The sequence below is a fragment of the Cypionkella sp. PAMC25878 genome (genome assembly GCF_058135695.1).
Map to the genome: position 1 here is coordinate 3,803,392 of NZ_CM176871.1, position 22,597 is coordinate 3,825,988.

At 60.6% G+C, this 22,597-nt stretch carries 21 protein-coding genes; 9 read left to right on the top strand and 12 right to left on the bottom strand.

Translation table 11 applies throughout. The features are described from left to right. Positions 1 to 132: 132 nt before the first annotated feature. The 3 genes from ACS5RD_RS18695 (at position 133) to ACS5RD_RS18705 (ending at position 4,925) form a co-directional block, all read left to right on the top strand. Positions 133 to 3,219 carry a valine--tRNA ligase gene (locus ACS5RD_RS18695; RefSeq protein ID WP_489928638.1) on the top strand — a complete coding sequence of 1,029 codons (3,087 nt, stop codon included), beginning with the start codon at positions 133 to 135 and terminating at the stop codon, positions 3,217 to 3,219. 106 nt (positions 3,220 to 3,325) lie between these two features. Next, complete coding sequence (locus tag ACS5RD_RS18700) at positions 3,326 to 3,655, top strand: DnaJ family domain-containing protein (RefSeq protein WP_235815706.1); 330 nt, start codon at positions 3,326 to 3,328, stop codon at positions 3,653 to 3,655. Between the two features lie 166 nt (positions 3,656 to 3,821). Next, complete coding sequence (locus ACS5RD_RS18705) at positions 3,822 to 4,925, top strand: pyridoxal phosphate-dependent aminotransferase (protein ID WP_489928639.1); 1,104 nt, start codon at positions 3,822 to 3,824, stop codon at positions 4,923 to 4,925. On the opposite strand, the gene ACS5RD_RS18710 is transcribed toward ACS5RD_RS18705, so the two are convergent. From ACS5RD_RS18710 to gatB, 3 genes are all read right to left on the bottom strand, one after another. Beyond that, positions 4,926 to 5,315: a DUF4177 domain-containing protein gene (locus tag ACS5RD_RS18710; protein WP_489928640.1), complete on the bottom strand. Its 390-nt coding sequence runs from the start codon at positions 5,313 to 5,315 to the stop codon at positions 4,926 to 4,928. A 134-nt stretch (positions 5,316 to 5,449) separates the two neighbouring features. Further along, positions 5,450 to 6,100 carry a glutathione S-transferase family protein gene (locus ACS5RD_RS18715; protein ID WP_489928641.1) on the bottom strand — a complete coding sequence of 217 codons (651 nt, stop codon included), beginning with the start codon at positions 6,098 to 6,100 and terminating at the stop codon, positions 5,450 to 5,452. A gap of 105 nt (positions 6,101 to 6,205) precedes the next feature. Beyond that, positions 6,206 to 7,717 (bottom strand): Asp-tRNA(Asn)/Glu-tRNA(Gln) amidotransferase subunit GatB, encoded by a 1,512-nt coding sequence (gene gatB / locus ACS5RD_RS18720; protein ID WP_489928642.1) that lies wholly within the window; start codon positions 7,715 to 7,717, stop codon positions 6,206 to 6,208. Positions 7,718 to 7,896: 179 nt separating this feature from the next. On the opposite strand from gatB, the gene ACS5RD_RS18725 reads away from it, so the two are divergent. Next, entirely contained in the window at positions 7,897 to 8,517 is a 621-nt protein-coding gene (locus tag ACS5RD_RS18725) for a transglycosylase SLT domain-containing protein (RefSeq protein WP_054007931.1), read from the top strand. Here ACS5RD_RS18725 and ACS5RD_RS18730 read toward each other — a convergent pair. Together ACS5RD_RS18730 and pepN are read right to left on the bottom strand one after the other, a co-directional pair. Continuing rightward, entirely contained in the window at positions 8,474 to 9,061 is a 588-nt protein-coding gene (locus tag ACS5RD_RS18730; RefSeq protein ID WP_489928643.1) for a hypothetical protein, read from the bottom strand. The genes ACS5RD_RS18725 and ACS5RD_RS18730 overlap by 44 nt on opposite strands. A gap of 62 nt (positions 9,062 to 9,123) precedes the next feature. Beyond that, positions 9,124 to 11,685 (bottom strand): aminopeptidase N, encoded by a 2,562-nt coding sequence (pepN, locus tag ACS5RD_RS18735; RefSeq protein ID WP_489928644.1) that lies wholly within the window; start codon positions 11,683 to 11,685, stop codon positions 9,124 to 9,126. 359 nt (positions 11,686 to 12,044) lie between these two features. Between pepN and ACS5RD_RS18740 the strand changes: the two genes are divergently transcribed. Both ACS5RD_RS18740 and ACS5RD_RS18745 read left to right on the top strand, forming a co-directional pair. After that, entirely contained in the window at positions 12,045 to 13,523 is a 1,479-nt protein-coding gene (locus tag ACS5RD_RS18740; protein WP_489928645.1) for an FAD-binding domain-containing protein, read from the top strand. Between the two features lie 8 nt (positions 13,524 to 13,531). Further along, positions 13,532 to 13,693 (top strand): DUF2256 domain-containing protein, encoded by a 162-nt coding sequence (locus tag ACS5RD_RS18745; protein ID WP_489928646.1) that lies wholly within the window; start codon positions 13,532 to 13,534, stop codon positions 13,691 to 13,693. Here the strand turns inward: ACS5RD_RS18745 and ACS5RD_RS18750 are convergent. From ACS5RD_RS18750 to ACS5RD_RS18760, 3 genes are read right to left on the bottom strand one after another with little or no spacing between them, the layout of a single operon-like run. After that, a complete protein-coding gene (locus tag ACS5RD_RS18750; protein WP_489928647.1) occupies positions 13,690 to 14,133 on the bottom strand; it encodes an SRPBCC domain-containing protein in 444 nt (147 codons plus the stop codon). The genes ACS5RD_RS18745 and ACS5RD_RS18750 overlap by 4 nt on opposite strands. After that, positions 14,133 to 14,618 (bottom strand): SRPBCC family protein, encoded by a 486-nt coding sequence (locus ACS5RD_RS18755; protein ID WP_489928648.1) that lies wholly within the window; start codon positions 14,616 to 14,618, stop codon positions 14,133 to 14,135. Before ACS5RD_RS18755 ends, ACS5RD_RS18750 begins: the two co-directional genes overlap by 1 nt. A 2-nt stretch (positions 14,619 to 14,620) precedes the next feature. After that, positions 14,621 to 14,956 (bottom strand): ArsR/SmtB family transcription factor, encoded by a 336-nt coding sequence (locus ACS5RD_RS18760; RefSeq protein WP_426034484.1) that lies wholly within the window; start codon positions 14,954 to 14,956, stop codon positions 14,621 to 14,623. Positions 14,957 to 15,151: 195 nt separating this feature from the next. Between ACS5RD_RS18760 and ACS5RD_RS18765 the strand changes: the two genes are divergently transcribed. Then, a complete protein-coding gene (locus ACS5RD_RS18765) occupies positions 15,152 to 17,299 on the top strand; it encodes a malate synthase G (RefSeq protein WP_489928649.1) in 2,148 nt (715 codons plus the stop codon). An 86-nt stretch (positions 17,300 to 17,385) separates the two neighbouring features. Here ACS5RD_RS18765 and ACS5RD_RS18770 read toward each other — a convergent pair whose 3' ends face one another. Continuing rightward, positions 17,386 to 17,637: a BolA family protein gene (locus ACS5RD_RS18770; protein ID WP_054007939.1), complete on the bottom strand. Its 252-nt coding sequence runs from the start codon at positions 17,635 to 17,637 to the stop codon at positions 17,386 to 17,388. Positions 17,638 to 17,709: 72 nt separating this feature from the next. On the opposite strand from ACS5RD_RS18770, the gene ACS5RD_RS18775 reads away from it, so the two are divergent. Next, the gene (locus tag ACS5RD_RS18775; protein ID WP_054007940.1) at positions 17,710 to 18,342 is read left to right on the top strand and encodes a DnaJ domain-containing protein; all 633 of its coding nucleotides are present in this window, start codon (positions 17,710 to 17,712) and stop codon (positions 18,340 to 18,342) included. 9 nt (positions 18,343 to 18,351) lie between these two features. On the opposite strand, the gene ACS5RD_RS18780 is transcribed toward ACS5RD_RS18775, so the two are convergent. The 3 genes from ACS5RD_RS18780 to msrB form a co-directional block, all read right to left on the bottom strand. Further along, positions 18,352 to 20,019 (bottom strand): glycosyltransferase family 4 protein, encoded by a 1,668-nt coding sequence (locus tag ACS5RD_RS18780; protein WP_489928650.1) that lies wholly within the window; start codon positions 20,017 to 20,019, stop codon positions 18,352 to 18,354. Then, positions 20,016 to 20,819, bottom strand: a complete 804-nt coding sequence (locus ACS5RD_RS18785) for a class I SAM-dependent methyltransferase (RefSeq protein WP_489928651.1) — start codon at positions 20,817 to 20,819, stop codon at positions 20,016 to 20,018. The genes ACS5RD_RS18780 and ACS5RD_RS18785 overlap by 4 nt, the downstream gene beginning before the upstream one ends. A gap of 114 nt (positions 20,820 to 20,933) precedes the next feature. Further along, positions 20,934 to 21,389 (bottom strand): peptide-methionine (R)-S-oxide reductase MsrB, encoded by a 456-nt coding sequence (gene msrB, locus ACS5RD_RS18790; protein WP_489928652.1) that lies wholly within the window; start codon positions 21,387 to 21,389, stop codon positions 20,934 to 20,936. Between the two features lie 195 nt (positions 21,390 to 21,584). Between msrB and cobS the strand changes: the two genes are divergently transcribed. Beyond that, positions 21,585 to 22,559 (top strand): cobaltochelatase subunit CobS, encoded by a 975-nt coding sequence (gene cobS, locus ACS5RD_RS18795; RefSeq protein ID WP_162232912.1) that lies wholly within the window; start codon positions 21,585 to 21,587, stop codon positions 22,557 to 22,559. Positions 22,560 to 22,597 lie beyond the last annotated feature (38 nt).

Here is a 22,597-nt window from a genome sequence, read left to right on the forward strand (position 1 = left end):
CGACAAGTGCTGCGCTTTGGGTTGCAAGAGAAGCGCGCCGCGCGGGAGTATTTTCAAAACAGCAAGCCATCTGGCGCTTGGCCTTGTCCGCTTGATTATGTATGGCAAGCCAGTGCTTTAAGGATGCCCAAAATGCCCATGGAAAAGACCTTCTCCCCCGCCGAGGCCGAGGCCCGGATATCCGCGCTGTGGATCGACCAAAAGGTCGGCCGCGCCGGCGCGAATGCCAAGCCAGGCGCGGAAGCGTTTTCCATCATGATCCCGCCGCCGAACGTCACCGGCTCCTTGCACATGGGCCATGCCCTTAACAACACGCTGCAGGATATCCTGATCCGCTGGCACCGTATGCAAGGCCATGACACGCTTTGGCAGGTCGGCACCGACCACGCCGGCATCGCCACCCAAATGGTGACCGAGCGCGATATGGCCCTGCATCAAGAACCCAACCGCCGCACCATGGGGCGCGAAAAATTCCTCGCCCGGGTCTGGCAGCAAAAGGTCAAATCGCGCGGCACCATCATCGGGCAGCTGCAACGCCTTGGCGCCTCCTGCGATTGGGACCGCGAAGCGTTCACCATGTCCGGCGCCCCCGGTGCGCCCGGAGGCGAGGATGGCAATTTCCACGACGCCGTGATCAAGGTGTTCGTGGATATGTACAACAAGGGCCTGATCTATCGCGGCAAGCGTCTGGTCAACTGGGACCCGCATTTTGAAACCGCAATTTCCGATCTTGAGGTCGAGAATATCGAGGTCGCAGGCCATATGTGGCATTTCAAATATATTCTGGCCGACAAGCAAACCTATGAATATATTGAGAAAGACGAAGACGGCACTATAATCCTGCGCGAGATGCGCAACTACATCTCCATCGCCACCACCCGTCCCGAAACCATGCTCGGCGACGGCGCTGTGGCCGTGCACCCCTCTGACGCGCGCTACCAATCCATCATCGGCAAGATGGTCCACCTGCCGCTCTGCGACCGTCTGATCCCGATCATCGCCGATGAATACCCCGACCCCAGCTTCGGCTCGGGCGCGGTGAAAATCACCGGCGCGCATGATTTCAACGACTATCAGGTCGCCAAGCGCAACACCCTGCCGATGTATCGCCTGATGGACACCCGCGCCCAGATGCGCGCCGACGGTGCCCCCTATGCCGACGCGGTGAAGCGCGCGCGCGAAATCGCGGCGGGTTCGCCTACGGCCGAAAATGAAGTCGATGCCCTCAACCTCGTGCCCGAAAAATACCGTGGGCTGGATCGGTTCGAGGCCCGCAAACAAGTCATCGCCGACATCAACGCGCTTGGCCTCTGCGTCTCGACCCTGCACTCAGAAATCGACCCCGAAACCGGCTCTGAACACCTGACGCGAGAGCCGTTTGTCGAGGCGAAAAAGATCATGCAGCCCTTCGGCGACCGCTCCAAGGTGGTGATCGAGCCGATGCTGACCGACCAATGGTTCGTAGATACCGCCAAAATCGTCGGCCCCGCGCTGGATGCCGTGCGCTCGGGTGCCACCAAAATCATCCCGGAATCGGGCGAGAAAACCTATTTCCACTGGCTGGAGAATATCGAGCCTTGGTGCATCTCGCGGCAGTTGTGGTGGGGCCACCAGATTCCGGTTTGGTATGGGCCGGACCTGACTGACCTCTCAGCGGCGGGGCTAAACCCAAAACTACCATTGGGCATCGACGTGCTTGCTGGCAAAACGGATTTTGCAACGCATTCCTTCTGCGCGCCGTCTCAAGAAACGGCGGTTGAGCAGGTTTCAAAGTATATCCAAGCCGCCGAACTTCGGGTCACTGGCACCGGGAGCAACCACACAATCGCTGGTTTTACCGTGGTTCAAAGCCGCGACGAAGCCATTGCTCTGCTGCGTAAGCAGACCGACAGTGACATTATTCTCTACCCCATCTACCGCGATCCCGACGTGCTCGACACATGGTTCTCCTCCGGCCTCTGGCCGATCGGCACCCTTGGCTGGCCCGAGCAAACGCCTGAACTGCAAAAATATTTCCCCACCTCGACCCTGATCACCGGGGCCGATATCATCTTCTTCTGGGTCGCCCGCATGATGATGATGCAGCTGGCCGTGGTGGATGAAGTGCCGTTCAAAACCGTCTACCTGCACGGTCTTGTCCGTGACGCCAAGGGTAAGAAAATGTCGAAATCCCTCGGCAACGTCATCGACCCGCTGGAGATCATCGACGAGTTCGGTGCCGACGCCCTGCGCTTCTCCAACGCCGCGATGGCGAGCCTTGGAGGCGTGTTGAAACTCGACACCGCCCGCATCGCAGGCTACCGCAACTTCGGCACCAAGCTGTGGAATGCCTGCCGTTTCGCCGAAATGAACGGCGTGTGGGAGGGGCACGCGACCCAAACCGAAGCTCCCAAAGCCACCGCCACCGCGAACCGCTGGATCATCGGCGAAACCGCCAAAGCACTGGCCGAAGTCAACGCCGCCCTGAAAGACTACCGCTTCGACAACGCCGCCGACGCGCTCTATAAATTCGTCTGGGGCAAGGTCTGCGACTGGTATGTCGAATTCGCCAAACCCTTGTTCGACGGCCCCGAAGCGCCCGAAACCCGCGCCACAATGGCATGGGTGCTGGATCAGAGCATGATTCTGCTGCACCCAATGATGCCCTTCATCACCGAAGACCTGTGGTCCACCACCGGAACCCGCGCCAAACTGCTGGTCCACACCGATTGGCCGACCTACGGCGCAGATCTGATCAACACGGACGCCGCCACCGAAATGGGCTTCGTCACCGCCCTGATCGAAGAAATCCGCTCCGCGCGCGCGCAGGTCCACGTCCCCGTAGGTCTGAAATGCGATCTGGTCGCGACCGACCTCTCCCCCGCCGCCCGCACCGCTTGGGCGCGGAATGAGGCGCTGATCAAACGCATGGCCCGCATCGACACCCTCACCGAAGGCCCCGCCCCGAAAGGCTCCATCTCTGTCGCGGTCGAAGGTGCCAGCCTCAGCATCCCGCTGGCGGGCCTGATCGACATTGCCGAGGAAAAAGCCCGCCTGACCAAGACCATGGACAAACTGGCAAAGGAAATCGGTGGTCTGAAAGGTCGCCTGAACAACCCCAACTTCGCAGCCTCCGCCCCCGAAGACGTGGTCGATGAAGCCCGCGCCAACCTCGCCGCGCGCGAGGACGAAGCCGCCAAACTGCAAACCGCGCTGAAACGTCTGGCAGAACTCGGCTAAGGTCATCCTCTGCGCTCAAATATCCTGCAGGGGGTTCAAGGGGGGCGCAAAGCCCCCCTTTCCACATTCCACCCAAGCGCCTACATTTTCCAGGATGGAGGCCCCGATGTCCTGGCTCAACAAACTCGCAGAACGCCAAATCGCCAAGGCCCGCGCCAAGGGCGAACTTCAGGGCCTGAAGGGCGAAGGTCAGCCCCTGCCCGACCGCCCCGGCGATGCCTTTGTCAGTGCGGGCGATGCCGTAGGCTTCCGCATCATGGCCGAAGCCGGCGTTCTGCCCGAAGAAATCACCCTGAAAAAGCAAGCCGCCGAACAACGCGCCCATCTCGCCTCCCTGAGTGATGAGGCACAGCGCAAAGCTGCCATGGCGAAACTCGCCGAGATCGAAATGCGCCAAGCCATCGCAGAAGAAGCCCGCCGCAAATTTCTGCGGTAGGGTGGCTGAAACCCACCAATCGTCAGCAAATCATTAAAAATCCCTTAACGTGACCACCCCAACCGTCTGATAATACAAAACATTTTTTGGTCCCGAGTTGGGACCATCCCCCTCCATCGCCAAATCCCCCTTGCCAGCCCCGCAAAAATCCCCCCAAATCCCGGCTATGAAAGCCCCCATCCTCACCCCGCTCGCCACCTCCCTGCCCTCCACCGTCCCCTTCACCGGACCCGAGACGCAAGAGCGCCGCCAAGGCCACCCTTTCATCGCCCGCCTCGGAGCGAACGAGTCGATCTTCGGCCCCTCCCCCGCCGCAATCAAAGCCATGCAAAAAGCGGACTCGGAAGCCTGGATGTACGGGGACCCCGAGGTCCACGCTCTCAAAGCCGCCCTCGCCCAACATCACGGCTGCGCCCCCGAAAACATCGTCGCCGGAGAAGGCATCGACGGCCTGCTCGGCTACCTCGCCCGCCTGATCGTTGAACCCGGTACCCCCGTGGTGACCAGCCTCGGCGCCTATCCCACCTTTAACTTCCACGTCGCAGGCTACGGCGGCAGCCTGCATCGCGCGCCCTATAGGGCTGACCACGAAGACCCGCAGGCCCTACTGGATCTGGCGCGGCAAACCCAAGCCCGCATGCTCTACCTCGCCAATCCCGACAATCCGATGGGCAGCCACCACCCCGGAACTGCGATCAAAGACCTTCTCGCAAACCTGCCCTCTGAGACCCTGCTGGTGCTGGATGAAGCCTATATCGACCTTGCCCCGGAAGGCACCGCACCAGAAATCCCCGCCGACACACCCAACCTGATCCGCTTCCGGACGTTTTCGAAAGCCCACGGCCTCGCAGGCCTGCGGGTCGGTTACGCGATCACCTCGGCCCCGCTGGCTATCGCCTTCGATAAGGTTCGCAACCATTTTGGGCTGGGCCGCGTGGCACAAGCGGGGGCTTTAGCCGCCTTGCAGGATCAAGCCTACCTGGCCGAAATCCGCGCCAAGGTCGCCACCGCCCGCGCCCGCCTGAACGGCATCGCCCGCGCCAACGGCTTGATCCCGCTGCCCTCGGCCACCAATTTCATCACGATGGATTGTGGCCGCGACGGCGATTACGCCCGCCGGGTCCTCGCCGAACTTCTGTCGCGCGGCATTTTTGTGCGGATGCCGGGGGTGGCCCCGCTGGACCGCTGCATCCGCGTCAGTCTGGGCGATGAGGCCGCCCTCGCGGCCTTTGAAGCCGCCTTGCCAGAGGCCATTAAAGCCGCAGATTGATCACTCAGCCGCCAAGCCGGGTGCGGCAGGTGCCAGGCCATTCGCTGGCCCCAAAGCCGGAGCCGGGCCTACAGGCACCTCAGCCGGGCCCAAACGCGGCACGGCGGAGATTTCCTCCACGGCCAGCAGAGGTCGCGCCGTCGAGGCCTCAGCCTCGATCAGACGGCGAAACACCAGCACGTTCTGGAAGGTGGTTTTCGTCCCACCCGTGAAGCCTGCCCGCTCGTCAACGGGCAGCGTATCGGCGCGGACATAGTCCCAGCCGTCACGGCCCAAATCGTTCATCACAAGCGTCAAGGTCAGCGCAAAGCGGTCTTCAATGGTTTTGACCCCGCGCGATTTTTCGCCCCGGCGAGGGGCGGGAATCACTTTGTATTCGTAACGCTGCATCGGGTCGCTCCTGAAGATATGGGTGGCATAATACGAACAACGCCGGGTAAGGCCAATCACAGAAAGGACATTCTGCCAACCGCGCGCGGATTTCGCCACAGCACAAGATGCAGTGGGCATTTGCGCAAAGTCTGCTAGCCCTTGCCCGCAATCGGCGGCAACTCTGGTGCATCCAGCCCCGCGAAGGGATCAGCCCAAGCAGGCAGCGCGGCAATCCGCCGATACCAGGCGTCAATCTGCGGGTAATCCGCCATTGGTAAGTCAGCCACATCATTGAACGCGAGATAGCTTGCCATGCGGAAATCGGCATAGCTTAGGCCGCTGTCGAGCAGGTAATCCCGGCCAACCAGATGCGCATCGAGTTGTGCTGCATGTTCGTTAAAATCCGCCAAGCCCTGCACCAGCACCGCCGGGTCAATCGGGCCAAAACCGTAGCGCTGCTTGGTGCCGCGCTCGAAATGCACCACGTCGCAGGCCTGCACGAAATAGGCTTTACCCCAAGAAATCCAGCGGATCATCTCGGGCATCTCATCGCCCATTCGCCAAAAATCTGATCCTGCCTGCATTGAAAGACGGCAGGCGATTGCGTCCGCTTCCCACAAAGAATGGCCGTTTTCCAGCAAGATCGGGATGCGCAAACTGGGGTTCAGGGCGCGAAATTTCGCGCTCTGCGCCGGGCTAAACGGCGAGGCAAATTCAAACACCACATCCGAATTCAGATGCCGCGCGACGGCCACGGCAAGCCGCGGGTTGGGATTGCGCGAGTAAAACAGGGTCGCGGTCATGCTGGCCTCCAATTTAGATTGATATCAATATAAATTGGAGGCGTTAGATGTCTAGAAGAAATACCGCTTGGTTGTGCCCGACCGCACGAATCATAAAGCCGAGGCTCAGAGTCCGAGTTTTTGCGCCACCATCGCGTTGACCACAGCCGGATTGGCCTTGCCCCCGGTCGATTTCAGCACTTGCCCGGTGAACCACCCCGCCAGTTTGGCATTGACGCGGGCCTTTTCCACTTGATCGGGGTTCGCCGCGATCAGCGCATCCAAAGCCGCCTCAATCGCACCGGTATCGGTGACTTGTTGCATCCCGTGCGCTGCCGCGACTTCCGCCGGATCGCCGCCCTCCGTCCAGATGATCTCGAACAAATCCTTGGCCATCTTGCCGCTGATCGTGCCTTTGGCGATCAGATCCAGCACACCACCGAGTTGCGCGGTGGACACCGGGCTGTCAGTGATCGCCTTGCCCTCTTTGTTCAAACGGCCAAACAGCTCGTTGATCACCCAGTTCGCCGCCTGCTTGCCATCGCGGCCCTGCGCCACAGCCTCGAAGAAGCCAGCGCTTTCCAGATCGGCGGTCAGCACATTGGCGTCGTAATCGGTCAGGCCGAAATCGCCCATGAAGCGGGCTTTCTTGGCATCGGGGAGTTCCGGCATCGCGGCCGCAATGTCATCGACCCATGCCTGCTCAATCTCCAGAGGCAGCAGGTCGGGGCAAGGGAAATAGCGGTAGTCATGCGCTTCTTCCTTGCTGCGCATCGACCGGGTTTCGTTCTTGTCGGGATCATAGAGCCGGGTTTCCTGCGTGACCGAACCGCCATCCTCCAAAATCGCAATCTGGCGGCGGGCCTCATAGTCAATCGCCAGTTGGATGAACTTCATCGAGTTCATATTCTTGATCTCACAGCGGGTGCCGAGATGGCTAAAGTCTTGGCTGGCTTGGTATTTCTCATACTGGCCAACCCGGCAGACCGAGACGTTCACATCGGCCCTCAAATTCCCGTTCTGCATGTTGCCGTCGCAAGTGCCGAGGTAGCGCAGGATCTGGCGCAGCTTAACGACATAGGCGGCAGCTTCTTCCGGGCCACGAATATCGGGGCGGCTGACAATTTCCATCAGCGCCACGCCGGTGCGGTTGAAATCGACGAAAGACATTGTCGGGTCCATGTCATGGATCGACTTGCCTGCGTCTTGTTCAAGGTGAATCCGCTCGACCCGCACCAGACGCGCCACGCCCGGCGACAGTTCAACCAACACTTCGCCCTCGCCCACAATGGGGTGATAAAGTTGCGAAATCTGATAGCCCTGCGGCAAATCGGGGTAGAAATAATTCTTGCGGTCAAAGGCCGAGCGCAGGTTGATCTGTGCCTTCAGCCCCAAGCCGGTGCGCACGGCTTGCTCAATGCAAAACGCGTTGATCACCGGCAGCATCCCCGGCATCGCGGCGTCAACGAAGGCGACGTTGGAGTTCGGCTCGGCCCCCACTTGGGTTGAAGCCCCCGAGAACAGCTTGGAGTTGGACGACACCTGCGCATGGATTTCCATGCCAATCACCAGCTCCCAATCATGCTTGACGCCCGCTATCAGCTTCGGTTTCGGCGCTTCATAAGTCAGATCAAGCATGGCGGGTCTCCGTGGTTTTCGCCCCCTGTTTAGGCAGGCGGGGCGGTTGCTGCAAGGGTGGCGCGGGCGGAAACCTGCCGATATTGGCCGACACACGCTCGCAAAACTTGCCGGATGCCCGATTCGCCCCGATACGCGGTAGGTCGCCATGCTGGTGCGGCGCAACTTGTGACGGACTAATGCGGATCACTTCCCTCTTCGGCGCGGCTTTCTCCCTGTTGTTTTTCGGCTTCGCTCCGGCCCTGATGGCCGAGGTTTTGCCAAAAATGCGCTGGGATCACGTCCCCGAAGCGGCAAGCTGGACCAATGCGGCGCTGGTCTCGGTTGAGAAATACGACAGCAAATTGGCAGCCCAAGTTCCCGATGATATTCAGACATGGTGCCCCGGCTACGAGAGCGCCTCGATGGACGACCGCCGCGCGTTTTGGGTGGGCGTGATGTCGGCGGTGGCGAAATACGAAAGCGGCTATAACGCGAAGGCCGCAGGGGCCGGGCGTTATTTCGGGCTAATGCAGATTTCGACCCAGACCGCCAATGCCTATCGCTGTGAGGCGAATACCGGGAAAGAATTGAAAAGCGGGGCTGCCAATCTCGACTGTGCGGTGAAGATCATCGCCCGGCAAGTTGGCCGCGATGGCATGGTTTCGGGCAAGGGCAACCGGGGCGTGGCCCGCGATTGGGGCCCGATGAGCAAGGCCAAGGTGCGCGCCGATATCGCGGCATGGACAGGCAAACAGGCGTATTGCGCGATGCCAGTCAAACGCGCAGCCGCCTCACAATCGCAGAAAGATCGCGGCTAAGGGGTTTTGTCTTTAACCTGACGCAGCCGGAACACCGAGGATAGCTGCGCCAGCGCCTCAGATTGCCGTGGTGACGATTGCCCGCCGCCTGCCCCACATCGCGCAAAACCAGCATCAAAGGCTCAAACCCGGCATGGCCGCGCAATTTGTAAAGCCTGCGCGCCAAGCGATCAAACCCGGCCTGCGCGCCGCCACATTCACTGACCAGCCAGCGGCCCAGAATAACCGCCTCTTGCGCCTGATCATGACCCTGCCCCAGATGGCTTTGCAGACTGCGGATCAGCGCATTTTGCTGCTCGACCGGGGGCAAGCCGCCCAGTTCCAGAAACGCGATCCCCACCGCAGCGATGGCCGCATCGGCATCGTCGAGCGCCTCGACAGGATGGATCTTTGCCCGCTGCCGAAAACCGAAGCGCAGCGCGGCGATCATCACATCGCCTGCCATGCCGACCAGATCCTCGGCCACCACGCGGGCGTTGCGCGCCCGCACTGACCAGAAATAAGCGGCCACGATGATACCCACCAAACCAAGAACAAACGGCACTTATCACTCCATCGTGGCTATTTCTGCAGATTGCCGAATGGCTTATGAGAGGTCAAGCGGGCCTAACCTAGCATCCGACCGACCATTTCAGACAGATCGCGCGACAGCCCCGGTGCTGCCATGATCCGCTGCAACGCGCCGCGCATCAGCGCTTGACGGTCGGCATCATAGCGTGGCCAAGATTCAAACGCCGTTGACATCCGCGAGCCGGTTTGCGGGTTCAGGGGGTCCAGCTTGATCAGCCAATCGGCAAGCAGGGCGTAACCCTCGCCAGCGGCATGATGGAAACCTGCGTGATTGGCCGACAGCGCGCCAATCACCGCGCGGAAGCGGTTGGGGTTTTTCCAGTCGAAATCGGGGCGCGCCGTCAAGCGCCGCACCACATCCGCCACCGCTTCGGGGTCCGCCGCCGCGACCTGCACCGCGAACCATTTGTCCAAAACCAGCCTGTCGCCCTGCCATTTGGCGGCGAAATCCGCGAGTTCGGCTCCTCCGGTGCCAATATCCAGCAAAATCGCCAAACTGCCGAAACTCTCGGTCATATTGTCCGCCGAGGCATAAGCCGCCCGCGCGCCTGTCCCGTCATCTAGCCGCGCCAGTAGCCCCAAGGCCACCAAGCGCAGCGCCCGCTTGCCCGCAGCCGCCGCATCCGGCGAGAACGCTCCCGGCACCCGGCACGCCAGTTCCAACCCCGGCAACCCAGACGCCAAGCGCTGCGCCAAAGCCTGCTGCAACGCCCGCCGTTCCAGATAAATTTGTGCTGGATCAGGCACATGGCCAGCGGCGTACAAAGTCGCCGCCATGTCGTCTTCCCCCGGCAGCCGCAAACACAGCGCCCGGAATGCCGGGTCTAAGCTTTCATCAAACGCCAGTCGCGCCAGCCCATCCAGCAGATCTGCCCCCGGCGCGGCCCCATCGACGATCATCCGTGCCAGCACATCTTTGGCAAGACTGCGCCCGGCCTCCCAACGATTGAACGGATCGGTGTCGTGTGCGAGCAAAAACGCCCGTTCTGCCGCAGGCACGCTGCGTTCCAAGATCACCGGAGCCGAAAACCCCCGCAAGATCGACGCCACTGGGCGCGAGGCCAAGCCCTTGAACGCAAAGCTTTGCTTGGCCTCGGTTAGTTCCAGCACCGTCGTCGGCACCACCTCATCACCGTTCGGGTTCAACAGCCCCACCGCGACCGGGATCACCTTCGCGCCCTTTTGCGCCTGCCCCGGCGTGGCCGGATTTTCCTGCGCCAAGGTCAGCGTATAGGTGCCATCCGCCCAATCTTCGCTCACGGTCAACCGAGGCGTCCCGGCCTCGGTATACCAGCGCTTGAACTGGCTCAAATCGCGGCCAGTAGTGTCTTCAAACACCGTCAGCCAATCCTCAATCGTCGCCGCCTGCCCATCATGGCGGTCAAAATACAGATCCAGCGCGCGCGCATAATCGGCATCACCGACGAGGCGTTTCAGCATCCTGATCACCTCGGCGCCCTTTTCATAGACCGTCGCGGTGTAGAAATTGTTGATCTCAACAAAGCTGTCAGGCCGCACCGCATGCGCCAAGGGGCCGCCATCCTCGCGGAACTGCCGCGCCCGCAGCATCAGCACATCTTCAATGCGCTTCACCGCATGGCTGCGCAGATCGCCCGAGAACTGCTGATCGCGAAACACCGTCAGCCCTTCTTTCAGGCAGAGTTGAAACCAATCCCGGCAGGTGATGCGATTGCCGGTCCAGTTGTGAAAATACTCATGCGCGATGATCGCTTCTACCCGCGCAAAGTCATCATCCGTCGCGGTTTCGGGGCTGGCCAGCACGGCCTTAGAGTTGAAAATGTTCAACCCTTTGTTCTCCATCGCGCCCATATTGAAGTCATCGACGGCAACAATGTTGAAAATGTCCAAGTCGTAGGCGCGCCCATAGACCCGCTCATCCCAAGCCATCGAGGCTTTCAGGGCCTGCATCCCCCAAGCACAACGCCCCTCATCCCCTGGCCGTACCCAGATATTCAGGCCCACATCCCGCCCCTCCATCGTGGTAAATGCTCCAGGATGCGCACGCAAATCCCCCGCCACCAGCGCAAACAGATAGCTGGGCTTCGGCCAGGGATCATCCCACTCCGCCCATCCCGCGCCCTGCCCCACCGGATTGCCATTCGAGAGAAGCACCGGCAAATCGCTTTCAATCCGCACATGAAACCGCGCCATCACATCGGGGCGGTCAGGGTAATAGGTGATCTTGCGAAAGCCCTCCGCCTCGCATTGGGTGCAATACATGCCTTTCGACATATAAAGCCCCTCCAGCGCAGTGTTGCCCTCGGGTGCGATTTCGACCTCGGTTTCCAGCACGAACGCGCCCGCAGGCAGCAAGGCCGCCGCCAGCGTCAATCCGGTTGCATCGAGGCTCGCCTGCACCGCCCTGCCATCCACCACGCAAGACATTAGCCGCAGCCCCTCGCCATCCAGCCGCAAATCCTGCCCTGCCCGCGCCGCCGGATTGGGGGCCAAATGCAGCCGGGCCAAAACCCGCGTGGCCGTTGGATGCAGCTTGAACGTCAACTCCACCCGATCAAGCAGATGGCTGTAGGGTTGGTAGTCGGCCAAGTGAATGGTGCGTGGATCATCTGCAGGCATGGTGGTCTCCTTTGCGCCAAGGTTTCGCAATCGTCGGGGAGGCGCAAGAGCCAAGCGCGCCCTCTCATGCTTTCACATTGGCCAAAATATCCAGACATGAGTGCATGCTTTCCGATTAGCCTTTGGCCACTTCCTTTTCATTCTGCGCCACGTCCCCACCCCCCCGATTCGCGACCTAGGGTTAACGCCGATGCCCAATCCCAACCCGCCATAGAGCGTATGTGCAGAAATCAGACGCATAAAATACTGATGACATATCCGAAAGTATTCATGATTTCAGCGTATTAAACCAATGCACACCCCTCCCTCCCCCGCGTCCTCCCTTTACAGCGCCAATTCCTCCGCTATCTCTATGTTCCATGAATGTTCTCATTTGGTTCAAACGCGATCTGCGCGCCCATGACCACCCCGCCCTGACCCATGCGGCGGGGCTGGGGGCGGTGTTGCCGCTGTACATTGTCGAGCCGGATTACTGGGCGCTGCCCGACACCTCTGCCCGACAATGGGCGTTCACGGCAGAATGTCTGGAAGATTTACGCGGTCAACTTGGCGAACTTGGTGCCCCGCTGCTTGTACGCGTCGGGGATGCGCAGCACGTGCTGGAACGGCTGTGCCGCCAGCACAACATCACACGCATCGTGTCGCATGAGGAAACCGGCAATGCCTTCACCTATGCCCGCGACCGTCGCATCTCGACATGGGCGCGCAGCGCGGGCATCATCTGGGATGAGGTGCCACAATCCGGTGTGATCCGTCGCCTTGCCAGCCGTGATCAGTGGCAAAGCCGTCGCGACACCTTCATGGCTGCAGCGCAACTTGAAACCACCGCCCTGAACGCCCTGCCGGGGTTGGAACCCGGCCTGATCCCCACCGCCCGCGCCCTGCGGTTGACCGAGGATAAATGCGCGCATCGCCAACTCGGGGGGCGGGTGCAAGGCATTGATCTTCTCGACTCTTTCCTCACTCACCGCGGCGCACCCTACCGCTCGGCGATGTCCTCGCCCTTGACCGCCGAGCGTGCATGCTCGCGACTTTCCCCGCACATCGCCCTCGGCAGCCTGTCGCTGCGCGAGGTGGTGCAGGCCACGCAAACCCGCGCAGCCGAATACCCCGGCGGGCGCTGGGGGGGAGCGCTCAGCAGCTTTCAGGCGCGCCTGGCATGGCGCGATCACTTCATCCAAAAGCTGGAAGATCAACCGAATATCGAGACCCGCTGCCTGCAATCGTCTGCCGAATTGCTGCGCCGCAGCAGCGATCCGGCCCGACTTCACGCTTGGGAGAATGGCGAAACCGGCCTGCCGTTTCTGGATGCCTGCCTGCGCTACCTCTCGGCCACCGGCTGGCTGAATTTCCGCGCCCGCGCCATGGTGATGGCCTGTGCGTCATATCACCTGTGGCTGGATTGGCGGGTGACGGGGGCGGTGCTTGCCCGCAGGTTTACCGATTATGAACCCGGCATCCACTGGCCGCAGGTGCAGATGCAATCGGGCACCACGGGCATCAACACGCCGCGCATCTATAACCCGGTGAAACAGGGATTCGATCAAGACCCAACGGGCGCGTTCACGCGTCGGTGGATTCCCGAATTATCAGCCGTTCCAGATGCTTATCTGCAAGCCCCTTGGCGGTGGTCAGGGGCTGGACGTATCTTGGGCCGCCGCTATCCCGAGCCGATTGTCGATGTCACCACCGCGCAACGCGACGCGCGCGAGGCGGTCTGGGGGATGCGTCGCAAACCCGTTGCCCGCGCCGAAGTTGTTGAGATTATCGAGCGTCACGCCTCCCGCGCGCCCAAACGCGTGCAGCCCAGTCACGGCCAGCTCAGTCTTGACCTCTAATGCCAAAAATGCGCAAGAAATCTGATCTGCCCGTCAAAATCTGCGCCGCCTGCGGCCGTCCTATGGTCTGGCGCAAGGCTTGGGAAAAGACTTGGGATCAGGTGAAATACTGCTCTGACGCCTGCCATAAAACCAAAGGGGGCCGCAGCGCAGCCCCCGGGCCTGATTAATGCGCGCCGACCGCTTTGGCGAGCTTGCCCAATGTCTGAAGCCCCAGCGCCTCGGCCCCGAAGCCTTTGGCCTGCGCACATTCTTCCGGGGTGATGAACACCATCCGCATCGTCACCTTGGTCTGGCCCTCCACCTCGATCAGATCAACCGAAGCATCCGCGTGTTTCGGCCCGTTCTCGCCCCACAGCAATGTGTATTCGATCCGACTTTGGGGCTGGATCAACACATACAGGTGATGGTTGGGATACACCTTGCCATCTGGGCCGATCATGTCGAACACCCACTCGCCCCCCGTGCGCAGATCAATCCGGGTGGTGCGGCAGGAAAATCCATCCGGTCCCCACCATTGCGGCAGGCTGGCGGGATTGACCCAAGCGCCCCAGACCACTGCAACCGGAGCCTTGATCACCCGCTCGATGACCATGGTGCGATCGTCCATCATTTCAACCCCTGCGCATATTCCTCCAACTGCGTCACCACCGTGCCCCAGCCGTCATAAAACCCCATCTGCCTGTGGCTTTCCGCCGTCTCTTTGTTGCGATGCCGCGCCACCGCCGTATAGCGGGTGCGGCCATTGCCAATATCTTCAAAGGTCAGGATCGCGGTCATGAAGGGTTCGGGATTAGGCTTCCAGCCTTCGGTATAAGTATCTGTGAACACCAGCTTTTCATTCGGGATCACCTCAAGGTAAACCCCGTTGTTTTCCATCTCGGTGCCATCCACATCGAAGGTGGTGTTGCACTTGCCGCCGGGCCGCACGTCCAAGGCGCAAGCCGTGACCTTATGCGGTTTCGGCACGAACCAATGCACCAGATGCTCGGGCGTGGTCCAGCAGGTATATAGGATTTCGCGCGGCGCATTGATCTCGCGCACCAGCACCAGATCGGTTTCGGGGTTCAATTCAAGCTTGGAGTCGGGCGTCATCTTCAGGATTCCTTCATTAATTCAGCAACGTAAGCTTCCAAACGGTCAGTCCGCGCCTCCCACAAAGCGCGTTGATCGGCCAGCCAGCCTTCGGTGGCGGCCAAAGTTTCCGGGCGGGCATGGCACATCCGGGTGCGCCCGGTCTTTTCGGTACGGATCAGGGCGGCGTCTTCCAGTACGCCAAGGTGGCGCATCACCGTCGGCAGAGCCAAACCCGTCGGGCGCGCCAGTTCCGAGACCGGAACCGCCCCTTGGCCCAAGCGCGCCAGAAATCCGCGCCGGGTCGGGTCGGACAAAGCCTGAAAAATCAGCGAAAGGTCGGGATCATGTTTAGCCATATGGCTAACTAACATGCCTCTGGCAGAACGCAAAGATAAACTTAGCTATATCACTAAGCATTACGCGAAATCCTGCCATTGCCATGCATTCCCGAAAAGTGTTTTCGCCTTTTCCGAGAAAATCTCGGCCCACAAAACTTTCCCAGCCGCAGCATTTCTGCTATCGGCTAGAGAAAGCCAATTAGCGAGGGTCCGATGGTTACGCGCGTCACACGGCACGGTTTGCAGGTGGATCAGGTTCTGGCGGATTTCCTTGAAACGCATGCCCTGCCGGGCACTGGGGTCTCGGCGGATCAGTTTTGGGCGGGCATGGCCGATCTGGCCCAAACCGAAGGGGCTGTGAACCGCACGTTGCTGGCGAAGCGCGAAACGCTGCAATCCCAGATCGACCGCTGGCACCACAGCCACCGCAACGCCCCGCATGATCCGGTCGCGTATAAGGATTTCCTAAGCGAAATCGGCTATTTGCTGCCAGAGGGTGATGATTTTCAGATCGACACCGAAAATGTGGATGCCGAAATCGCTCGCATTTCTGGCCCGCAGTTGGTGGTGCCAATCACCAATGCCCGCTACGCTTTGAACGCTGCCAATGCGCGCTGGGGCAGCCTTTATGACGCGCTGTATGGCACCGATGCGATGGGAAGCCCTGCGCCCGCTGGCGGTTATGACCGCGGTCGTGGCGCCCGTGTCGTGGCCCGCGCGCGGGTATTTCTGGACGAGGCCTTTCCGATCCAAGGCACCAGCCACGCCGATGTGCGGCGCTATTATGTCTCCAACGGTGCGCTGCTGGTCGATGATCTGCCACTGGCGAATCCTGCAAAATTCGCGGGCTACAAGGGTAATCCGAAAGCCCCGGACTCGGTGTTGTTGGTTAACAATGGGTTGCATGTCGAGTTGGTGTTCGACCGCGCCCACCCGATCGGCAGCCGCGATCAGGCACAACTCGCCGATGTGGTGCTGGAATCCGCGCTGTCGGCGATCATGGATTGCGAGGATTCGGTGGCCTGCGTCGATGGTGAGGATAAAACCCTCGCCTATGCCAACTGGCTGGGGCTGATGCAGGGCACCTTGACGGCTGACCTTGATAAAGGTAGCCGGAAAATCACCCGCACGTTGAACCCCGACCGCATCTTTACCGCGCCCGATGGTGGCACGCTGACCGTGAAAGGCCGCGCGCTATTGTGGATCCGCAATGTCGGCCATCTGATGACCAATCCGGCGATTCTGCTGCCCGATGGGTCCGAGATTTTTGAGGGACTGATGGACGGGCTGATCACCAGCTTGATCGCCATGCATGATCTGAAAAAGACCGAAGGGTTGCGCAACTCGCAATGTGGCTCGGTCTATGTCGTCAAACCCAAGATGCACGGACCAGAGGAGGTTGCCTTTGCCGATCAGTGTTTTAGTAAGATTGAATCCATCCTAGGTCTGCCCGCGAACACCGTCAAACTCGGCGTGATGGATGAAGAACGCCGCACCTCGGTCAACCTGAAGGCATGCATCCGTGCTGCCCGCCACCGTCTCGCCTTCATCAACACCGGCTTTCTGGACCGCACGGGCGATGAGATTCACACCTCGATGGAAGCTGGCGCGTTTAGCCGCAAAGACTTCATCAAGCGCAAATCGTGGATCGGCGCGTATGAGAACCAGAACGTCGATATTGGTTTGGAATGTGGCCTGCAAGGTCGCGCCCAGATCGGCAAAGGCATGTGGGCGGCACCCGATCTGATGGCAGCGATGTTGGAGCAGAAGATCGAACACCCCAAGGCCGGGGCCAGTTGCGCTTGGGTGCCTTCTCCGACGGCAGCCACGCTACATGTGCTGCATTATCATAAGGTTGACGTGGCCGCCGTTCAGGCCAAGCTGAAAGCAGGCGGGCGGCGAGGCTATGTCGAAACCGTGCTGGAAATTCCGCTGGCGACCTATCAAAAATGGACCGAGGCGCAAATGCTGCGGGAGGTCGAGAACAACGCTCAGGGAATTTTGGGCTATGTGGTGCGCTGGATTGATCAGGGCGTCGGCTGCTCAAAAGTACCTGACATCAATGACATCGGCCTGATGGAAGACCGCGCCACCTGCCGGATTTCCGCGCAACACATCGCCAACTGGCTTCATCACGGCATCGTCTCGGAAGCCCAAGTCGATGCCGCAATGCGAAAAATGGCCGCCGTTGTTGATCGCCAAAACGCGGGCGACCCCGCCTATCATCCAATGGCCCCCGGCTTTGACGGCATCGCCTATCAAGCCGCCTGCGATCTGGTGTTCAAGGGGCGTGAACAGCCCTCGGGCTACACCGAACCCGTGCTGCACGCCCGCCGCCTGCAGTTGAAGGCGCGCGGCTGACGGGCGGCTCATCAAGCCTTGCGGCTTTCTTCGCTTCAGCGAAAAGGGGCCGCAAGGGAGCGACGAGCAGGCGGTGAAACCAAAGCTCAGCCAATATCCAAAGCCAGCGCGTGAATGCGCTGGTTCAAATCGCCCAGTGCCTTTTGCACCGCCCGATGCCGCGCCACCCGGCTTAGAGCGGCCAGTGCATCCGCCCGGATCAGCACCGCAAAATGGCTCTCGCCCGAGCCATCATCGCCGCCATGGCCCGCATGTTTGTGGCTTTCATTGACCACCTCCAGCCGGCTTGGTGAAAAAGTGATCGTCAACCGCGCAATCAACTCACTCTCAATGCTCATTTTTCGCCTTTGCCCCTTCTATCTGCCGCTCAAACCTCTAATGTCTTGCCTTCAGTTCGGAAAGGCCTCTGCATGTCCACTCGTCCGCCATTTGAGTTTGATATCCGCGTCTCGTCAGACAAAGCCAAGCGCAAAACCACGCGCCGGGGCATGTCGGGGGCGTTTGAAACCTCGAACAAGGCCTGCGACTTTCCCGGCTGCAAAGATAAGGGGGCTTACCGCGCGCCCAAATCGCCTGATCACTTGGACGAGTTTTTCTGGTTCTGCCGCGATCACATCCGCGAATATAACCTGAAATGGAATTTCTTTGGCAATGCCACGGATGAAGAATTCCAGAAACTGCTGGAAAAAGACCGTCTGTGGGAACGCGAAACAAAACCGTTCAGCAAGAAAGACGACGGCAACGCTTGGCACCGTGTTGGCGTCGATGACCCTATGTCACTGCTGGGCGACAACGCCACCCGCAACCCCGGCAAACCGACCTCAAACGCCACCCGCAAACTGCCCGCAACCGAGCGTAAAGCAGTGGAGATTCTGGATGCCCGCGATACTTGGACGAAGACGGAGATTCGCAAGCAATACAAAGGCTTGGTGAAGGATCTTCATCCGGACATGAACGGCGGCGACCGCTCGGATGAGGACCGCTTGCAGGAAGTGGTTTGGGCTTGGGATCAGATCAAAGACAGCCGTTACTTTAAGGAGTGACGGCGGGCTCTACGCCCGTCGCACGAAGCCATATTTCAAAAGCCAGATCGCAATCCGCTCAACGGGCGCACCTTTCAGCCCCGATCCGGCCTCTAACTGCGCCAAATCACAGCCCGCAGGTCCCGCCGCAATCACCGCTCGCAGCACTTGCGCGATATGGTCGGGGGCGGCAAATACGCGCTTGAGCCCCTGATAATTCCGGGTAGCCAAAACATCGGTCAGGCTGGGCCGCCCGGTCGGGTCGGCCAGCACCAGCCGGGTTTTCTCAAAGGTGACTTGCTCGGTCGGATAGCTGCCGAACAGATGCATCGGCGAGGGCGCAATCGGCAGCACGTCGGCCTTGTAGCGCAGCGATTGTGCGGTGCCAGCCTTGCGACGCGCATCCTGCTCGCCCCAAAGTGCTTGCATCTGCGGCACCACCTGCGCCCAATCATACATGGCCTGCACCCGCGCTTTGCCAGCGGCGCCCATGCGGCGGCGCAGATCCGGATCGCGCGACAGTTGCAAAATCCGCGCCGTCAGTTCGGGCAAATCCAGCTCGGTCAGCGCCGAGGTTGAGGCGCAATACTGCACATAGCTGTCAGTGCCGCCCTGATAGCGCAAAGCCTCTTGCGCGTAATACTGCCCCGGCAGGGTGCGGGTGGTGATGCGGAAGCCGACATCATTAGAGACGGTATCTTTCATGCCATCCCAGTCAGACACCAGCAGCGGCAGCCCCGCCGCCATGCCCTCCAACGGAGCCAAGCCAAAGGTTTCCTGAATGTTATCAATCAGGAACATGAACACATCCGCGCCGGACAAAGCCGCCTTGCGGTCATCGGCCGATGCCCCATCCAGCAGGGCGAAACCGACATCCGGCATCAGTTTCGCCGCACCTTCCGTGAACACCTTTCGCGAATAATCATCGCGGAACTGGCCACAAAACGCCACGAACAGCTTTTGCCCCGGCAGTTGCCGCTGCGCCGCTTGCATGGCAAGATAAATCGGCAGCGGGTCGAATTTCTCATGCGGGGTCAGCCGGGCGATGGTGGTGAACACCACATCCTCTGGCCCTGCCCCAAGCTTCGCGCGCAAAGCCGCACCCGCCGCCGCATCTGGCGCGAAATCGGCGCAATGCACGCCCAAGGGGATCACCGGCAGCATCGGGCGGGGGGGCGGCGTGGCTTTCAGATGCGCGCGGATGTGGTCGTCAATCCGGTCCATCTGATAGCTGACCGAGGCCAGCACCGACTGGCTGGTGCAAATCACTGCATCCCATGCGGTCACAGGTGCCATCCGCAGATCAAAGAACCCCTGCATCACCGCATGGGTCGAGGTGGTGTGGGTAATGCCGCAAATCGACCACGCTCCCGTGCCGTAAGGTGCACGACGCCAGCTTTCCGTGATGTAATTCGGGCTGGGGAAAAACACCGTCTGCACGGGGGCGATGCTGGCAGGCCGCAACAACGGCGCGTGACGCACAGCTTTTCCCGGGCGCAAGTTTGCCGCCAAAGCCTTGACGGGTTCGATTTCCCCCGCGCCATGCGACAGCAGCACGAATTCATCGACATCCGCATGACGCAAAAAGCCCTTGAGGAAAGATTCCCCCGCCACCCGCCGCCCATTGATCCCCTTGGCTGTGGGGTCAAAGCCATCCTGTGCATACCAGATCGCGGCGTTTCGTGCTGCCTCACTCATTTCTTCACCATCCACAGCCACGGCGTCGGGCCCGAGCGCCACTCCCACAGCGCCACCAACCGATCCAGGTCGCTCAGCGCCTCCATCCAGTCCGGCAAACCGGAATCGTCCAGCCGCCGCCCGATCACCCGGATATGATGGGTGGCCTTGAACCGTTCGACGATCAGATGACTGATGCCATGGCGCAGACAATCGTGCGACTCGACCAGAATATCGGCGGCCCGCAGACCGCGCGCGCGCACTGGGTCCAGCAACTCTCCCTCTGCGCCCTCAATATCACAAATCACCAGAGTTTTCTGCGCGCGGCACAAGTCGAAATCGGCGTGCTCCATCAACCCGCCGATCTCCACCCGATCCGTCACGCCATTCGCCGCTGCCAGTGCGGCACACAAAGCCTGCGCTTTCGGATTGGCATCGCGCGCCAGCACCCGCGCTTTTGGCAACCGCCGCGCCAGACCTACGGCGTAATAGCCCTCTGCTGAGCCGACGTCGATCACCACAGGATAGGCTTTGGTGACAATCTCCTCAATCACCGGAGCCAAACTCGCCTCATAGGCCCCCAAAAGTCGCGCGGAACGCGAGCCTTCCGAGGCCCGCACCGGATAGTCCATGCCCTTGAACGGTCCCGACAACACCTTGGTGCCAGAGCGTTCGACCAGAGTGTTGGAAATCAACTCTGACCGCCACTTCGCCAGATGCCGAAACGCCTGCTCCAGCCGCGCCGCATCCGGTGGGCCATCCAGCAACCGCTTTAGGGTTTCGGTGGCGGAAATCGTCAGGGGCGAGGCTGGTTTGGCCAATTTAGGCACTCCGCTGGGGCGCGGGCATCTTCCCGCTTGGCCCTATCGGTAGCGGGCAAGCCCTGCCCTGTCTATCCTACGCGCTGCACGCCGCGCGAAATTTCCCCGCCCGTCTCACGCGGGCACAAATTTCAGCGCCGCCCCGTTCATGCAATAGCGCAATCCGGTGGGTTTCGGCCCATCGTCAAACACATGGCCCAAATGCCCGCCACAACGGCGGCAGTGTACCTCGGTACGGGTGGCGAAAAGGCTGCTGTCGTCTTGAGTGCCAATCGCCCTCTCCAACGGTTGGAAAAACGACGGCCAGCCGGTGCCGCTATCAAACTTCGCCTCAGACGCAAACAGCGGCAAATCGCAGCCAGCGCAGAGAAACGTGCCCTTGCGGTGTTCATCGTTCAGCGGACTTGACCCCGCCCGTTCGGTCTCAGCCTCACGCAGCACGCGATATTGCATATCGCTCAGCTTGGCCCGCCATTCGGCCTCGCTCAGGGTGATTTCAAACGTCTCAGCCCGCAGCGGCGAGGCCAAAGCGAGGGCGGCAACGGAGGCTAGAAAACTGCGGCGGCGCATGGCATTTCTCCTCTTAGGTCCGGGGATTGTATCCTAACAACGGGCCCCCACGCCGATAAGTTTCATCTTCTCACGCAGAAGCGAAGCAGAACGGAAATCGCGTGATCCCTTGCCCTTGCGGCCCTGCCCGTTATGTTCCACAAACGGATAGGATCGCGGGCCAAAGCCCGCCAGTTTGATATGGGCGACGGGCAAATGGCAGATACGATTATGAAACCCACCGAAGAAATCTCGGTTCGCGAGGTCTTTGGCATCGACACCGACATGAAGGTGAAAGGGTTTGCCGAAGCCACCGACCGGGTGCCTGCGATTGATCCTACCTATAAATTCGACCCCGACACCACTTTGGCGATTTTGGCAGGCTACGCCTACAACCGCCGTGTGATGATCCAAGGCTATCACGGCACCGGCAAATCGACGCATATCGAACAGGTCGGCGCGCGGCTGAACTGGCCGACGGTGCGGGTGAACCTCGACTCCCACATCTCCCGCATCGACCTGATCGGCAAAGACGCGATCAAGTTGCGCGACGGCAAGCAGGTGACCGAGTTCCACGAAGGCATCCTGCCGTGGGCTTTGCGCAACCCCGTAGCCATCGTGTTTGATGAATACGACGCAGGCCGCGCCGACGTGATGTTCGTGATCCAGCGCGTGCTGGAGCATGACGGCAAGCTGACGCTGCTGGATCAGAACGAAATCATCACCCCGCACCCGTCCTTCCGCCTGTTCGCCACCGCGAACACCGTGGGCTTGGGCGACACCACAGGCCTTTACCACGGCACCCAGCAGATCAACCAAGCCCAGATGGACCGTTGGTCGCTGGTCGCGACGCTGAACTACCTCAGCCACGACGCCGAAGCTGCCATCGTTCTGGCCAAGCGCCCGCACTACAACACCGAGAAAGGCCGCAAGGTGATCAGCCAGATGGTCACCGTCGCCGACCTGACCCGCACCGCCTTCATGAACGGCGATCTTTCCACCGTGATGTCGCCCCGTACCGTGCTGAACTGGGCCGAAAATGCCGAGATCTTCCGCAACGTAGGCTACGCCTTCCGCCTGTCGTTCCTGAACAAATGCGATGAGTTGGAGCGTCAGACGGTGGCCGAGTTCTACCAGCGCTGCTTTGCAGAAGAACTGCCGGAGTCTGCGGCCAGCATGGCGATGAAATAATGTAGGGTGGGGTTTCACCCCACCTTCCCGAAGCGATG